This window comes from Chitinophaga arvensicola (assembly GCF_900110835.1).
Classification (GTDB): domain Bacteria; phylum Bacteroidota; class Bacteroidia; order Chitinophagales; family Chitinophagaceae; genus Chitinophaga; species Chitinophaga arvensicola.
Genome location: NZ_FOJG01000002.1, coordinates 3,845,204 through 3,861,146, shown reverse-complemented (window position 1 = coordinate 3,861,146; position 15,943 = coordinate 3,845,204). Strand labels below are relative to the sequence as shown.

Below are 15,943 nucleotides of genomic sequence, written 5' to 3'. Positions count from 1 at the left end.
TTTTCTGTTGAAAGAAAAAGTTAAATAAACATATCTTCGGCACAGAAAATATCCTGATGAAGTATCAACCGTTTTTATTCAGATGCCTCCTGGTGGCATTATTGTTTGGTTTCCTGGTGTCGTGTGATCAGAGCAAAAAACAGAAATTCAGCGTAGAAGATGTACCCGACCCCAAAAAAAATGGCGGAGGCTATGTCAGTAATCCCGATCATCTTATTTCTGACGCTACGGTGTCGGAACTGGATGAAAAGTTGACGGCACTCGATAATTCAGGCAAAGCCCAGGTGGCGGTGGTAATCCTGAAAAGTATCGGGGACAATGAATCCCGCGATTTCGCCCATAAGCTGTTCAACTACTGGAAAATAGGAGAGAAGGAAAAGAATAACGGCCTGCTGATCCTGATGGTGGAAGATGCCCGTAAGCTGGAATTTGAAACAGGATACGGACTGGAAGCCGATATGCCCGACATTATCTGTTTCCGCATCCAGCAGGAGTATATGATCCCGCATATCAAGGAACACCAATACGATGAGGCGTTTACAGATGGCGTCAAATCAGTGGCTTCCCTGTTTAATAACGGCAACTACGCGTACGACAAGCTGCCGGATCAGCCCGCGCAGGATGTATCGCTGCTGCCCCAACCTCCTCCGGATGCAGTTCCGGCGCCGCCCGTAGCAGAACCTGCCCTGGCTACCCCGATCGATGTGGCTACAGCGTCATCAGAAGATTCTGATGTGGTATACGCAGCGCCACAGGCATTTGCCGGCACAGAAGTGAGTACCAATTCCGCTTCAAATGATTATACCGGCGACTTTTCCTTTGCCGCCATCATCACCTGGCTATTCGCTTCCGCTATTATGATGAGTATTTTCTTTGGAAAAAAACTAGGAAAGAAGACGAAGAGCTATAACGATTCGGATCCGGAACCATTGAATATGAGTGCTGTCGCCAATGAATTCCTGCGCCCGCGCTGGATAGGGCTGATTATTATTCATGCAACGGCCATATATAGCATATTTTACCTGGCAGTTTTAAAGCACACCGATGTAGGGTTCTGGAAAACATGCCTGATTTATTATGTGATCTGGGTGGTATTTATGCACGTGGCTATTCTGCTGATCATGCTCCGGTCTTCCATTATGCTGCGCAACGATAGCCGCCACCTGCGCTGGCTGCGGCTGGCCGTATTGCGGAGGGATCTGCGTCCTGCCATTTTCGTATTCCCGTTGCCGTTTTTATGGCTGTATATCCTGTTGCTGAAAAGACGGCTGAATCACCTGCGCAATGATGTATATGATTGTCCTCACTGTTCTCAACCTATGCACAAACTGGACGAAGCAACAGAAGATACTTATCTCGACAAAGGACAGATACTGGAGGAGAAGCTGCAATCTGTCGACTACGACGTATGGCGCTGCGAAAGCTGTAATACGCAAACGGTACTGAATTACACCAATATGCGGTCTTCACTGGCCGACTGTCCTTCCTGTAAACACAAGACCTTCCGGTGCGACAAAATCCTCACCAAGAAGCACGCTACTACCTCTTCAGAGGGTTGGGGAATCAAAGAATATACCTGTGTGTTTTGCAGTTATTCGCACGATTACCAGTTTGTAATTCCAAAGGTATCCTCTTCATCGTCCTCGTCTTCATCTTCCGGAAGTTCGTCTTCAAGTTCCTCTTCTTCCAGCTGGGGCGGTGGTTCTTCGGGCGGAGGCGGGGCCAGTAGCAGCTGGTAAGTGTAAATAAAAAGAGCCGGTTAAAAACCGGCTCCCTGTTTCACTGAATAACTATATTTCTTACTACTATTTATCGGCATCCATTTTACCAACTACTTTATACCCTGCGATGGTGTTATCGCTGTTAAGAACGGACTGGTAATACATGCCGTCTGGTGATAAAAAGAGTTGCTGACCGTTGATATTCACGGTGCGGCAATTATCCGGTAACTGAGATAACAAGGCATTGTCGTTACCGGCTCCGTTATCGGGGTTATTGTTGCTGTTGTTATTCTGATCGTCTGTAATTGTCACTGTTTTGTCGCCTATCTTTCCATTTTTTCCTACTACAACATAACGTCTTCCGTTATCGGTCATGGTTTCCTGGTAATAGGTGCCATTCAGTTCATAATACGTATTTCCGTCTACTGTTATTTCCTGTGCGCCATCCGGTAAATCCGGTACGGCAGCGCCGTTTGGAGCTTCTACTACTTTATAGCCTCTATCGTCACCTGTTGCCTGGTAATAGCTGCCACCGAAATAGTACATTGGACCAAAGGCGGCGCCCAGTGAGAAGTAACCAAAAGGCAGGGAAGAAACATATATACCTAAACGGGGATAGAACGGGTTATAGTAAGGACGGTAGTATGGTCTGTACCAGGAGCGTCCGTAATAGGCACGTCCGCCACCGTGATAGTAATAACCTCTGTTTACAGGAGCTACTACTCTGGGAGATGACATTCTCGGAGCTGTATATACTCTGCCGCCACCGGAGTGGAAGCCGCCGCCGCCACCGAAATGACCACCGCCGCCACGGCCTGCGCTAACCCGTTGTGCATCTGCGTTGCTTACTGTTAAAGTGCCTAACAGGCCAATCAGCACGAACAGTATATAAAATCTGTTTTTCATTTTCTTAACATTTGATAGTCTTCGGATCAATTCCTCTTTTTCGTTATTTATTAGACGGTAAAAGGAGACAAAAGTTTAAGAGAAAAACAAGATCATGCAAAAATGCGGCCGGTTTAGCAGAGTAGCCGGTTTTAGGGCTTCATAGGCGTATTTATCGCTGCCATAAACCGATTCGCGAGATGACCGATTTCTGACGATTTAACCACTTCATTTACCCATGCCGGTGGTAGTTGATCGATACCGTAGTGAAGTCCTGCTGCTGCACCCGCCACCGCACCGGTAGTATCGGTATCGCCGCCCAGGTTCACCGCCAGCAATACGCAGGAGGCGTAATCGTTTGTCCGGAGCAGGCACCAGAGTGCACTTTCCAGTGTGTATACTACATAACCGGAGCTGAGTAGCTGCTGTTCGGATACTTCCGCTATATTTTGCTGTAAAACACGCTCATAGTGCTTTATTTCCGCCTCGTTGAAAGATTGGTTAGCGACATACGCATTAACACTCCGTTGCATCTGTAAATATGCCTCAGCAATATTTTTCAGTGAAAGCAGCGCACGCAGAAATTCCACATAAATGAAACAACCCAGCACCGAACGGAAATGCTGGTGCGTGATAGCGGATACTTCCCGGATGATCTGATAACGCTGATGAATATCATTTTCATTTGCCAGGAAGAACGCCAGGGGCATGATCCGCATCAGGGAACCGTTACCGTTTTCAAATTCCTCAAAACCGCCGCTTACCAGCGGGGAAACACCTGCACCTACGCGTTGCAAAGCCCTGCGGGTAGTGTGGCCTATGTCAAATACTTCGTTATGCGCTCCCCAGTAGCCTTCCGATGACCAGCGCACAAAGGTTTGTGCCATACGCTGCACATCATATCCTCCGATCAGGCTTTCTGCAGTGCAGAAAGTAAGAGAAGAATCATCGGAAAAAGTACCTGCCGGTTGGTTCCAGCAGCCATAGCCGGTAAGGGTGGTAATGGGATTTTCTTTGAGATAGCTACGCGTTTTGAATTCGACCGGTACACCCAGTGCATCACCGATGGCGATACCATAAAACGCACCTGTTATTTGTTTTTGCATGGGATAGGAACTAACGTTAAAGTATGTATGAAATTACAACACTGAATATACGGTTGATTTCTTAATCCTGATAAACGTGCAATAATATTTATACAATAATTTTTTTGATTCCGGTTATTCATTTTATTCAGGTTTTTGCAAAACCGTTCATAGTTGTTCATTGAAAAAATAGCCTGGATGGCTGATCGTATTGATGTGCGCTGAACTACCTTTGCATTATCACGATGAACACATCGTTGAACGGAAATACCGAAATCTGTTTTTTAGTCTGTCTGGAGCCATTTATAACCATAACTTTTTGAGATCAGTTAACCCGTAGAGAAGCAGGATTTATTTGTCATCATCAAATAGACTGCTCACTTATTAATAACGAAAATTAACCCACATGCAATCTTTTTTGTTCAACAGGCATTTTCAAACATGCACTTACCTTGGGCATTATCATTATCAGTTATTCTTCTTTGTGCTGAATTAGTTATCCCGGTAACGGCATGGCTACAGGAAGCATCTGGCAGGTGTATCAGCCGGTAGCGCGGTGAATAGGTATGGTACATAAACACCGGAAGTATACAGCAGGTGTATCATCAGCCTATGCGATGAATGGGCGTGGCATTGATAGTATAACTACAAGATGCATACAACCTGGTATATCATCAGGTCATCTGGTGAACACCGCTCAGCCGGATGCCCGGAGAAGGAAAACGTGTGCCCCAACAACACAGATTATTCATTGTTTGTGCCCGTATACAGTTAACCAATCATTTTCCATGACGAAAGGGGTGATTTAGTAATACAAGTACGAACCGTCTTTCCAGACAGTTCGGTTTCCTGAAATTGAGACGAATGATTAGTTGAAGTCTTTGCGATGCAAGTTTAACGGGACCGCCTGTTAAGGCAGTCCCTCCCTTTCCTTCATAAAACGAGGAGCAGTAACAATATTGGAATGCAACAATGGAAGCTAAACAACGGACCGTTTTTCTAAGCGGTCCACCTCCGGAAATCATCGATAGGAAGGCGTATGCCCCACTATTGTCTAAATATACACGTCATATGTAAAGTCGCTCAGTATCATCATACAAAGCCATTTATGCTGCGATTGATTCGGACGACCGGGGACTGTTTTTCTAAGCGGTCCCCAACCAGAAGAACCAGACTGGCAACAGTCTTCCATATACAACTACTTTGCTGCTTTTAGTAAGGTGAACATGGGAAAGCCGGACCGTCTTTCCAGGCGGTCCTTTTCCGGACAAATCAGACTGGTAACAGTCTTCGATATACGACGAGTTTGGTGCCTTTAATAGGTTAGTACCTGAGTGAGATATAGCCGGACCATCTTTCCAGATGGTCCACATATAGCAACATCAGACCATAACGGTCTTGGATATATAACAAAAAGAGGTCTTTAAAAATAGGTCAAACATCTAATGTCAGGCCATCTTTCCAGGTGGGCTGGTACCAGGCAGATCAACGCCTGGCACAATTTGTTTTAACGGCATAATCCGGACCGTCTTTCCAGACGGTCCATATTTTGAAAATCAGGCTGACAACAGCCTTCAACATACATACTTATATGCACGTATGATTTTGGGTTAGAATAAGATGGGAGTGGACCATCTTTCCAGGTGGTCCCTGTTCTTCTTTCTTCCCGGATCACGCGCATGAAAGCGCTTATAATGGATCGGACATACTAAAGAACACGGGCCGTTTTTCCAGGCGGCCCCTCTTTCTGACAATTCATGATAATGCAACGGCCCTCCGATGCTTATTTCAACATAACTCATTTTGAGGTGGACAACAAATGAAATAGGGACTGTCTGTTGAGACAGTCCCTTGTTTTATAACCGGATGAAAAAAATGAGTATTTTGGCGATAACTTCGTAACCGGCTTTCCCCAGAAAGTGTAGACAGATCATTTAGTAAATCCGGAACATCATGCAATATCGCCTCCTCGGAAAATCAGCACTGGCTGTCAGTGAAATTGGATTCGGCTGTATGTCATTAGGCAACGACGATACCGCCAATGCACGTCTTCTTCATCAGGCCTGTGATCAGGGAATCAATTTCTTTGATACCGCAGACCTTTATGAACACGGACAAAATGAAACCTCGGTAGGTAAAGCGCTGAAGGACAGGAGATCCTCCGTTATCATCGCCACCAAAGTTGGAAATCAGTGGAAAGAGGATGGCAGCGGCTGGGACTGGAATCCAAGCAAAGCATATATCCTTTCCGCTGTGGAAGCAAGTCTGCAAAGACTGCAAACAGATTATATCGATCTCTATCAACTTCATGGAGGCACACTGGATGATCCTATGGACGAAACCATTGCCGCCTTTGAGATGCTGCAACAGCAAGGGAAAATCAGGCACTATGGCATCTCTTCCATCCGGCCCAATGTAATCAGGGAATATGTACAACGCTCCCATATCGTAAGTGTGATGATGCAATACAGTCTGCTCGACAGACGCCCGGAAGAAACGGCTTTGCCACTATTGCAGCAAAACAATATCGGCGTACTGGCAAGGGGAAGCGTGGCCAAAGGACTGTTGGTGAATAAACCTGCTACACCTTATCTGAACTACTCCGCCGAAGAAGTGTCTGCCGCTGCTGCCGCCATCCGTGAACTCAGCTCGCCGGAAAGAGCAGCAGCACAAACTGCTTTGAAGTTTGTATTACAACAACCTGCTATCAGCAGCGCCATTGTAGGCATCCGTACCAGCGATCAACTGGAAGACGCACTCCGGACTGCTAAAGCGCCTGCCCTGTTACCAGCGGAAATAGAACGGCTGCAACACGCGCTTAAAGCAAATGTGTATGATCAACACCGATAGTTTATAAAGGAAATCCGTCGCTGTTATCAGTGTTTGTAGCGGCAGCATCTGCATCGCTGCTCCCTGCCTTCAGTGACCAGCATTAACATTGTACCGCGTTTAAAGCTTTATATATGCAAAAACTAAAAGTGGGCATGTTGCTCTTCCCGGACCTGACCATCCTCGATTTTACAGGTCCTTATGATGTATTTGTGAAAGCACCCTGCTTTGACGTGATCATCATCGGGGAAACCACTGCGCTGATACGGGCAGAAGGCGGCCTTTTATTACAGCCGGAAGTCGCGATACACGACTGCCCGCAGCTCGACGTCCTCTTTGTGCCCGGAGGTAAAGGAATCAATGCCTGTCTTACCAATCCGGTAATATTACAGTTTTTGCAACAGCAGGCCGTGCAGGCAAAATATATTACATCCGTCTGTACAGGTGCACTCGTACTGGCAGCAGCCGGATTGCTGGATGGTTACAAAGCCACTACGCATTGGCGCTCGCTGGAATTGCTGAGAATGTTCGGGGTGGATACAGTAGAAGAGAGAGTGGTAAGAGACAGGAACCGTATCACCGGCGGAGGCGTTACCGCCGGTATTGATTTCGGATTAGTGCTGACGGCCCTGATCGGTGGTGAAGAAACCGCAAAAATAGTACAGCTGCAACTGGAATATAATCCCGCACCGCCTTTCAGGGCGGGCTCTCCAAATACAGCCGGTTTGCCGGTATTACAAAAAACAAAGGAACTCACGGCTCACATGGTGGATACCCGGAAGCATATTATCCGGCAACTATTGCAGGATCGTGCTGCCGCATCCGCTGCGCCGCCGCAATAGAGCGTATTTCACGTAAACTGATCATGCGTTGCTGTTCCGGGTCCCATACCTTCAGCCGGAAACAGGCGCGTACATCCCGAAAGCCCAGGGTAGTGGTTTTAGCGCGTTGGAGGACAGGTATTTTTTCCATCACTTCCGGTAAACGGTAAAAAGGAATCCGCGCATTCAGGTGATGGATGTGGTGATAGCCGATATTTCCGGTAAACCATTTCATCACCGGATTCATCACCATATAACTGGAAGATAACAGTGCCGCTTTGTCGTAACACCATTCCTTGTTGACGTTGAAAGTAACACCCGGGAAATTATGCTGTGCATAAAAAAGATAGGCACCCAGTCCGCATGCAATGGTAAACGGCACCAGTATAAACAGCAACCAGCTTTCCCAGCCCAGGAAATACACTACTGCGGCGCTGCCGCCGATATGAATGAGCAGGGCCAGTAAAGAATCAAGGTGTTTACGCGGACTGCTTAAAAACGACTGCACACACATGCCGATCATAAACATCGACAAATAACCGGCAGCAATAGTCAGCGGATGACGGCTGAACAGGTACGTGCGTCTTTCTGCGGGCGTGATCGATTCAAATTTCTTACGGGTAATGATAGGGTAGGAGCCGATGCTGGCGCTGAACAACTTTGAATTGTGCTTATGGTGATAATCGTGCGAACGCTTCCATATACTGGACGGCGCCAGTACATATACCCCGAAAGTAGTCATGATGGCATCTGCCAGCCATGATTTATGAAGGATTGCATGATGCTGGTGATCATGATAGATTACAAACATTCTTACAATGAGCAGTCCTGAAAGGATGCTGGCCACTATTCTTAACACCAGGTAAGGTAAAAGGAGGGTACCGGTCAATGCCAGCACCAACAATGCTAATGTTGATATTGTATACAGCCAGCTCTTGGCTCTTTCTTCGCGCGCATATGGCTTGGTAGCCAGTATCAGTTCTTTACCTTCCAGCATATCGTTGTAGGATGATCTATCTAAAGTTGTTTAGTTGCATCAATGATTAAATAACGGCGGAGCGTTTATGTTTCCATCTTTTGTGCGACCACAGCCATGTTGCCGGTTGGGAAACAATATCCGTTTCCAGCTTGCGGGTGTGTGCAGCAGTAATAGCTCCGTCTTTTTCGTCTGCCGGTGTGGCGGTCAGTAACTCTGCCGACACGGTATAGTAACCTCTCTTCTCGCGTTGCACGGTTACATACACGACCGGGTAATTCATTTTTTGCGCTATTTTCTCGGTTCCCTTGAAAACAGGCGTATCCTGATGCAGGAAGTTGAGCCATTGTGCTGTTTTCGGCTGTGGGGCCTGATCAGCAATAAAAGCCGTCGCATTTACTTCTCCACGGTTTTGTACCATATCCCGGAATGTGTCCTGCATGGCAATCAGTTTCGTGCCAAAGCGGGTACGCATGCGGTACATCAGCCCGTTAAAATGCTTGTTGGCCAAGGGATGATAGATGACATACAACTGCTGGCGGCAAAGAATACTAAATGTATTCCCGGCCCATTCCCAGTTTCCTTTGTGCCCCATCACCAGCACCGCACTCTTTTTCTCCGCTTCCAGGCGGTGAAAAAGCTCCAGCGTAGCAGGTGTGAAGCTACAATGCTTCACCATCGCAGTTTTGCTGATGGTCAGCGTTTTAAACGTTTCCAGGAAGAGGTCGCACAGGTAATGATAAAAATCTTTACAGATGCGTTTGATCTCTTCGTCACTCTTTTCTGGAAAAGAATTCCGTAAGTTCTGAAGAACTACTTTTTTACGGTAGCCCATCACATAATACAACAGCACATATACTGCGTCAGATACCAGGTAAAGCACACGAAATGGCAGAAGCGATAGCGCGTAGATCAGTGGTAACAGTAAGTAGTAGGCAATAGCAGACAATGTGGCACAGGTTTTTGATACTCCTAAAAGTATTATTGAAAACGTAAATATATGTCTTAAAGAACACTTTTCATAGTATCCGTGAAAAAAACGACGCATTACTTCATTTAGTATCTTTATCCGGTAGTGTTTTCTAAACTTTAACAGTTCCAGATGAAGACCATCACCCGCTTTGTAAGAAACAGCTGCCTGCTGGCAGCCATCGGCAGCCTTTCGTATTGCGCCCGTAACCCGTATGCCGCCACCAATAAGGTGTACCGGCAGGAAGCCAGGACCTATGCGAAAGTACTGCGGGAGCAACCCGGAGCATTGAACAGCGTAGGAGCCCCTTCCTGGGTAGGTACCGTTAATTTTAACATGCGGAAACCCAATCTTGTCATCATACATCATACCGCTCAGAATTCATGTGAACAAACATTGAATACGTTTACCATGCAGAAAACACAGGTAAGCGCTCACTATGTAATCTGCCGTGATGGCGCCATCCATCATATGCTGAACGACTATCTCCGCGCCTGGCACGGGGGAATCGCCAAATGGGGCAACCTCACGGATATTAATTCTTCTTCCATCGGTATAGAACTGGACAATAACGGGAAGGAACCTTTTGCCCCCGCCCAGATCAGCAGCCTGCTCGTATTACTGGATACCCTGCAACACCGCTACAATATTCCCGCTGCTAATTTCATCGGTCACGGAGATATCGCTCCCGGCCGCAAAGTAGATCCCAGCGCCTGGTTTCCCTGGCAACAGCTCGCTGACAAAGGTTTTGGTCTCTGGTATAAAGACACCAGTACCACTACCGTGCCCGATAATTTCGACCCGCTGCTCTCCCTTCGCATCATCGGGTATGATATTAAAGACTCTACTGCCGCCATCATGGCCTTTAAACGCCATTTTATACCGGCCGACAGCCTCCCTGGACTAAACGATGCCGCCAGGAAAATAATGCTCAATCTCCGGCAACAATATCAATGACCTGTTAGGAAGACACCCAACTTTATCTTTACCCCTACGTCTCCCACAAGATTATTTTGTGGTGTGAGATAAATATGTTATTTTAATAATGAGTTAAAAGCGCTATAAACCAGAATCAGCAATCAAGAGATCATTTTTCCCGGACTTGTTATTATACCTATTCTCCACCGTTATCTTAATCGTACTTGTTATGAAACGCTCCTTTAGATTCCCGTTACTGCTGGTAGCAGCCAGCGCCGCATTACTATGCTGGCCCAAAGAACAAGTGGCCGCCCAAAAAACAACCAATCCTGTAAACGATTCTTCCTGTCTCGTAAAAACAGATGTCAGCTACGACTTTGCAGATAACCTGCGCAAAAAAGTAAATGCCATTATCGAAGACAAACTCGCCGGCGGCATCGAAGAAAATGGAAAAGTTACCTGGGAAAACTCTCCCAATGCACCGGAATACTACCAGGTAATATTGCGGAAAACAAAAGTGACCCTCAAGTATAAGGGTACCGTATGCCAGGATCGCATGATCTGGCAGAATATCGAAGACTGTAAAACAGAACTTAAAAAACTGCTTGACGCAAAGTAATGTCGCAGTTTTAATAAAGAAAATTTACCGGGAGATACCATCTCCCGGTAAATTTTATAAACTGTAATCATTGCTCACTGCGACGTGATAACAGGAGCTGCTTTCCTTGCTCCCACAAAGTATCAGCCGGTTTTTACCAGCTCTGATTCCCTGGAATAATTCCTGTTCAAAAACAGTCAACTAAAATAATCAGCACTTTTACTTTCACCTTTTTTTTCGGGAAATACAATGCACTTAAAAATATTAATCCCGGAAATCCCCGCCCGGAAGCCGTAAAGAGTCCTCCCTATTTCTTTAAATCTATTTAGTCTATAAATTTTGTGGATTAATAATTGTGCCTTACTTTTGCACCCGATATTAACTGATTATGCACCGGAACAAAAAAACCAAAATCTGAAGGGGGGCTGATATACATGCATTCTCCGCAAAGATCTGAGTCAACTTTATAAACTAAGTACTAAGCATGAATTACGTAAAAAGGCTGTTATGCCTGCTGCCAGGGTTACTGTGGCTGCAGCAGAGTATTGCCCAGGAAATCAGGGTAAACGGGGTAGTAACATCCCGCGCAGATGCGCAACGCATACCCGGCGCTATCATCCAGGTAAAAGGAACCAGCCGTGGTACACAATCCGATCCGGATGGAAAATATTCGATCAGCGCACAGGCGAATGATACACTTCAGTTCTCCTCTTTAGGCTTCGAAACAACATTTGCAGTAGTTGGAAATAATCGCGTTATCAATATCTCCCTGGAAAACAGTAACAGGAAACTGGAAGAAGTGGTGGTTACCGCTCTCGGTATTTCCCGTGAGAAAAAATCACTGGGATACGCTGTACAGGAACTCAAATCAAAAGATATCTCTGAGGCAAAAGAAACTAACCTGGTAAATGCATTGTCCGGAAAGATAGCAGGGGTACAGGTTACCAACAGTCAGGGTAACCTCGGATCCTCACGTATCGTAATCCGTGGCGAAACTTCTATCGCCGGTAATAACCAGCCCTTGTTCGTTCTGGATGGAGTACCGGTCGATAACAGTCAGCTTGGTGTAGGTACCGGCCGCGATTTTGCCAATGCGATTTCGGATATCAATCCCGATGATATTGCCTCCATCAGCGTGCTGAAAGGTCCTAACGCTGCCGCTTTATACGGCTCACGCGCCTCCAGCGGGGTAATCGTTATCAAAACAAAAACAGGAAAAGATACCAAAGGCGGTATGGGCGTTACCGTTAACTCCGGCGCTACCTTTGAAAAACTCCTCATCCTGCCCGATTTTCAAAACTCTTACGGTCAGGGTACCGGCGGACAATTTTCCTATAAAGACGGTAAAGGCGGTGGCCTCAACGATGGTGTGGATGAAAGCTGGGGGCCAAAACTCGATGGCCGCCTCATTCCGCAGTTCTTCTCCAATGGCGAAGCAGTGCCGTTTGTAGCGCATCCCGATAACGTAAAGGATTTCTACGTGACCGGCTATACGCTGAATAATGGTTTATCTGTAGGTGGTTCCAACGAAAAACTGGACTACCGTTTTTCCTATAACAACACCAAACAAACAGGTATTTTACCCAACACCGGTATTACCCGCAATACTTTTACCGCCAGCAATACCTTCCGCATCACACCAAAACTGACCCTCAGCACCTACGCCAATTACGTGCGCAGCGCTGCTGATAATCTTCCCGGTGTGGATGGCAGACGCGGTAACAGCGTTACCCTCCAGTTCATCTGGTTTGGCCGTCAGGTAGATGTGAGTAAACTGAAGAATTATAAAAACGCAGATGGTACCGATTACAACTGGAACCACAGCTACTATAGCAATCCATACTGGATCCAGAACGAAAATACAGTAGGGATGCTGCGTAACCGTTTTCTCGGAAATGCCCGTCTATCTTACCAGATACAGGACTGGCTCACCGCCAATTTCCGCATAGGTACCGATTACTACCAGGACAGACGTAAATACAAAGTAGCTTACTATACCAACGGTACGCCGTTCGGTTCTTATACAGAAGATGCTTACGCAGTCAGCGAAACCAATGGTGAGTTTACGCTGAATGCCAAGAAAAAACTGGGCAGCGATTTTGATATCGATGTACTGGCCGGTGCGAACCTCCGCTCCAATCAGTTTGAACAGAACTACCAACAGGCGCCCCGCCTGGCCGTGAAAGATGTATACACGCTGAACAACTCCCGAGATCCGCTTATTTCTACCAGCCTGCTCACCAGGCAGAAGGTTTACAGTGGATTTGCTGCAGCACAGGTAGGCTACCGCAATTATGCGTTTGTGAATTTAACTGCGCGTAACGACTGGTCCTCCACATTGCCAAGAGGTAACAACTCTTATTTCTATCCTTCTGTAAACGCCAGCCTTGTATTGTCCGAAGCGCTGCATATCCAGAGCCAGGCACTCTCCCTGCTGAAATTGCGTGGAGGCTGGGCACAGGTAGGAAAGGACACCGATCCTTACCAGGAAATAAATACCTATCCTTTCAATCAGCCGTTTGGCTCCCTGCCTTTACTCACAGTGTCTGACAAATATTTGAACAAAGACCTGAAACCTGAAATCACTACTTCTACAGAAGTAGGCGTGGAAGCAGGATTTTTCGATAACCGCGCAAGACTGGATGTAACCTATTACAACTCCCGCAGCCGCAACCAGATACTGCTGGCAGACGTAAGTTCTACTACCGGCTACCTGAAAAAACTGCTGAATACCGGTGCGCTGAGCAACCAGGGTGTGGAAGTAACACTGGGACTAACGCCCATCACTACACGCTCCGGATTCCGCTGGGATGTAAATGTTAACTATGCCCGTAACGTGAGCAAGGTGATTGAACTGGATGCTGATGGTTTCCTGAACAACTATGTACTGGGCAGCTCCGGCAATATGCAGGTACTGGCCAGCAAAGGCCAGCGCTATGGCGCCCTTTATGGTACTGCTTATAAGAGAGACAGCGAAAACAGGATCCTCGTAAATGCAGACGGTACCCCGTCTGTAGATCCAAGCAAGAAAGTATTAGGCTACTTCACGCCAAAATGGACAGGTAGCATCAACAATAGTTTTTCTTTCAAAGGCTTTAATCTGAGCTTCCTGATCGATACCAAACAAGGCGGCTCCCTCTGGTCCGGTACCAATTCCACCGGTATGGGAACAGGCGTACTGGAAGCTACCATGCAGGGTCGTGACCAGGAACATGGCGGCTTACCTTATTATACTTCCGGCGGCAAAAATATACCACTGCCAGATCATAACGCCACCGCGCCGGGTGGAGCAGTCGTAAAACACGACGGGATCATCTTCGATGGTTATACGGCAGATGGTAAGAAAAACGAGTCTATTCTTTCTGCTCAAACCTATTACAAAGCGGTGTACAGCAGCAGTCTCAATGAAAGTGCTGTGTACGATGCTTCCTTTGTAAAACTGAGAGAAGTAAAAATTGGCTATACTATACCGGCCTCCCTCGTGAAGAAATGGGGATTGCAGGCCGTGAACGTGGCACTGGTAGGCAGAAACCTCGGATACCTGCACAAGAATACACCGAACGTAGATCCTGAAACAGCCTTTAATACCGGTAATGGCCAGGGACTGGAAACGCTGCAGATACCCACTACCCGCAGCTTTGGCTTTAACCTGAATGTTTCATTTTAATGATTGACCGATTATGAAGAAGATATTCATTCCTTTTTATTTAATAGTTGCTACCATATGGTTTTCTGGTTGCCAGAAAGACCTGGAGCGCACCAACATAAATCCGAACGAACCAACCACCGTGCAGCCGGATTACCTGCTGAGCAATGGTATCAAAGCCAATGTGGATACTTACTGGGGTAGTGATGCTACGATGGAAACTACGTTGCTGTATATCCAGTACTGGGCAAAAATACAATACCCGGAACCGGATACTTATAAACCAGCTACCACCAACATCCAGAATGTATGGAATAACTTTTATGCACAGGGAATTGCCGATTTTACCAAACTGGCAGAATTGGGAGATACCCTGCATAATCCTAACTATAAGGCAGTCGGTATCATCATGCGCTCCTGGATTTTCCAGGTGTTGACAGACCTGTATGGAGATATTCCTTATACACAGGCCGGCAAAATCGATCAATACCTCACACCCGTATACGATAGTCAGAGAGTGGTGTACAGGGGACTGCTGGCGGAGCTGAAAGGTGCCGTAAGCATTATATCTCCCGCCGACAATCCTATCCAGGGCGATTCTTTACTGGCTAACAATATGAACGGCTGGAAGAAATTTGCAAACGGACTGCGCTCCCGCATTGCACTGCGTATCGCCGACCGGGATCCGGAAGCCGCTAAAGCTGTGTTCGCGGAACTGGCAGCAGAAGGCAACTTCTTATTCACCGCCTCCGACCGGGAAGCAAAACTGAATTACCTCACTTCTCCTAACCAGAACCCGGTGGGTAAGAACAGGGAAACACGTAACGATTATCGCATCAGTAAAACGGTGGTAGACAGACTGAAAGCACTGAACGACCCACGTTTAAGCATATACGCAGCTTTACCGGCAGATACCAATGCATATGTAGGCGTAACAAACGGTCTTACAGCCGATTCCGCCTCCAGGCTTGGTTTCACCAAAACCTCAGATGTGGGTGCTGTTTTCACTGCCACACAGGCGCCTGCCTTTGTATTTACTTATGCAGAGCAGTTGTTCATCCTGGCAGAAGCCGCACAGCGTAACCTGATCAGCGGCAATGCGGCAGATCTGTATAGACAAGCCATCCGCGCATCTTTCAAACAGTATGGTATCACAGGAGCACAGGTAGATACCTACCTGGCGCAAGCTTCAGTTGCCTACGATGCGAATAATTATAAAAAATCCATTGGTGAGCAGAAATGGCTGGCGCTTTTCAGTGAAGGCCTGGAAGCTTTCGCGGAGTGGAGAAGACTGGATTATCCACAACTCACACCTGCTTATACCGGTGTGTTGGGTGGAAAAATGCCGCTGCGTTTAACGTATCCTTCCAGTGAGCAGGCATTGAACGGTAATAACTACAAAGCCGCTGTAGCCCGTCAGGGCGCAGATGTACTCACTACCAGGGTTTGGTTTGATATGTACTAGAATAAAACAGATAAAAGAAAGAGGGCCTC

At 46.8% G+C, this 15,943-nt stretch carries 11 protein-coding genes; 7 read left to right on the top strand and 4 right to left on the bottom strand.

Translation table 11 applies throughout. The annotated features are described in order from the left end of the window. The first annotated feature begins 56 nt into the window (after positions 1-56). On the top strand, positions 57-1,739 hold the full coding sequence (locus BMW79_RS32670; RefSeq protein ID WP_089903649.1) for a TPM domain-containing protein: 1,683 nt from the start codon (positions 57-59) through the stop codon (positions 1,737-1,739). A 66-nt stretch (positions 1,740-1,805) separates the two neighbouring features. Here BMW79_RS32670 and BMW79_RS32665 read toward each other — a convergent pair whose 3' ends face one another. Continuing rightward, positions 1,806-2,627, bottom strand: a complete 822-nt coding sequence (locus tag BMW79_RS32665; RefSeq protein ID WP_089903646.1) for a DUF6515 family protein — start codon at positions 2,625-2,627, stop codon at positions 1,806-1,808. A 131-nt stretch (positions 2,628-2,758) separates the two neighbouring features. Further along, positions 2,759-3,712, bottom strand: coding sequence for an ADP-ribosylglycohydrolase family protein (locus BMW79_RS32660; RefSeq protein WP_089903643.1), 954 nt, complete (start codon positions 3,710-3,712; stop codon positions 2,759-2,761). 1,932 nt (positions 3,713-5,644) lie between these two features. Here BMW79_RS32660 and BMW79_RS32655 point away from each other — a divergent pair. After that, complete coding sequence (locus BMW79_RS32655) at positions 5,645-6,541, top strand: aldo/keto reductase (RefSeq protein WP_089903639.1); 897 nt, start codon at positions 5,645-5,647, stop codon at positions 6,539-6,541. A 113-nt stretch (positions 6,542-6,654) separates the two neighbouring features. Then, complete coding sequence (locus tag BMW79_RS32650; protein WP_089903636.1) at positions 6,655-7,362, top strand: DJ-1/PfpI family protein; 708 nt, start codon at positions 6,655-6,657, stop codon at positions 7,360-7,362. Here BMW79_RS32650 and BMW79_RS32645 read toward each other — a convergent pair. Both BMW79_RS32645 and BMW79_RS32640 read right to left on the bottom strand, forming a co-directional pair. Further along, positions 7,307-8,338 carry a fatty acid desaturase family protein gene (locus BMW79_RS32645; protein WP_089903633.1) on the bottom strand — a complete coding sequence of 344 codons (1,032 nt, stop codon included), beginning with the start codon at positions 8,336-8,338 and terminating at the stop codon, positions 7,307-7,309. The genes BMW79_RS32650 and BMW79_RS32645 overlap by 56 nt on opposite strands. Positions 8,339-8,384: 46 nt before the next feature. Then, complete coding sequence (locus tag BMW79_RS32640) at positions 8,385-9,266, bottom strand: lysophospholipid acyltransferase family protein (RefSeq protein WP_245752769.1); 882 nt, start codon at positions 9,264-9,266, stop codon at positions 8,385-8,387. A 153-nt stretch (positions 9,267-9,419) separates the two neighbouring features. Here BMW79_RS32640 and BMW79_RS32635 point away from each other — a divergent pair, with 153 nt between their 5' ends. The 4 genes from BMW79_RS32635 to BMW79_RS32620 all read left to right on the top strand — a co-directional run bounded on the left by BMW79_RS32635 (position 9,420) and on the right by BMW79_RS32620 (position 15,914). Next, positions 9,420-10,244 carry an N-acetylmuramoyl-L-alanine amidase gene (locus tag BMW79_RS32635; RefSeq protein WP_089903627.1) on the top strand — a complete coding sequence of 275 codons (825 nt, stop codon included), beginning with the start codon at positions 9,420-9,422 and terminating at the stop codon, positions 10,242-10,244. A 190-nt stretch (positions 10,245-10,434) separates the two neighbouring features. Beyond that, positions 10,435-10,824, top strand: a complete 390-nt coding sequence (locus tag BMW79_RS32630; RefSeq protein WP_089903624.1) for a hypothetical protein — start codon at positions 10,435-10,437, stop codon at positions 10,822-10,824. Between the two features lie 463 nt (positions 10,825-11,287). Continuing rightward, on the top strand, positions 11,288-14,470 hold the full coding sequence (locus tag BMW79_RS32625; RefSeq protein ID WP_089903621.1) for a SusC/RagA family TonB-linked outer membrane protein: 3,183 nt from the start codon (positions 11,288-11,290) through the stop codon (positions 14,468-14,470). A 13-nt stretch (positions 14,471-14,483) separates the two neighbouring features. Further along, positions 14,484-15,914: a SusD/RagB family nutrient-binding outer membrane lipoprotein gene (locus BMW79_RS32620; protein WP_089903618.1), complete on the top strand. Its 1,431-nt coding sequence runs from the start codon at positions 14,484-14,486 to the stop codon at positions 15,912-15,914. Positions 15,915-15,943: the final 29 nt, after the last annotated feature.

Bases quoted from the DNA above. Each gene is read 5' to 3' on its own strand.
- BMW79_RS32670 (WP_089903649.1), top strand. From the start codon at position 57: ATGAAGTATCAACCGTTTTTATTCAGATGCCTCCTGGTGGCATTATTG.
- BMW79_RS32665 (WP_089903646.1), bottom strand. From the start codon at position 2,627: ATGAAAAACAGATTTTATATACTGTTCGTGCTGATTGGCCTGTTAGGC.
- BMW79_RS32660 (WP_089903643.1), bottom strand. From the start codon at position 3,712: ATGCAAAAACAAATAACAGGTGCGTTTTATGGTATCGCCATCGGTGAT.
- BMW79_RS32655 (WP_089903639.1), top strand. From the start codon at position 5,645: ATGCAATATCGCCTCCTCGGAAAATCAGCACTGGCTGTCAGTGAAATT.
- BMW79_RS32650 (WP_089903636.1), top strand. From the start codon at position 6,655: ATGCAAAAACTAAAAGTGGGCATGTTGCTCTTCCCGGACCTGACCATC.
- BMW79_RS32645 (WP_089903633.1), bottom strand. From the start codon at position 8,338: ATGCTGGAAGGTAAAGAACTGATACTGGCTACCAAGCCATATGCGCGC.
- BMW79_RS32635 (WP_089903627.1), top strand. From the start codon at position 9,420: ATGAAGACCATCACCCGCTTTGTAAGAAACAGCTGCCTGCTGGCAGCC.
- BMW79_RS32630 (WP_089903624.1), top strand. From the start codon at position 10,435: ATGAAACGCTCCTTTAGATTCCCGTTACTGCTGGTAGCAGCCAGCGCC.
- BMW79_RS32625 (WP_089903621.1), top strand. From the start codon at position 11,288: ATGAATTACGTAAAAAGGCTGTTATGCCTGCTGCCAGGGTTACTGTGG.
- BMW79_RS32620 (WP_089903618.1), top strand. From the start codon at position 14,484: ATGAAGAAGATATTCATTCCTTTTTATTTAATAGTTGCTACCATATGG.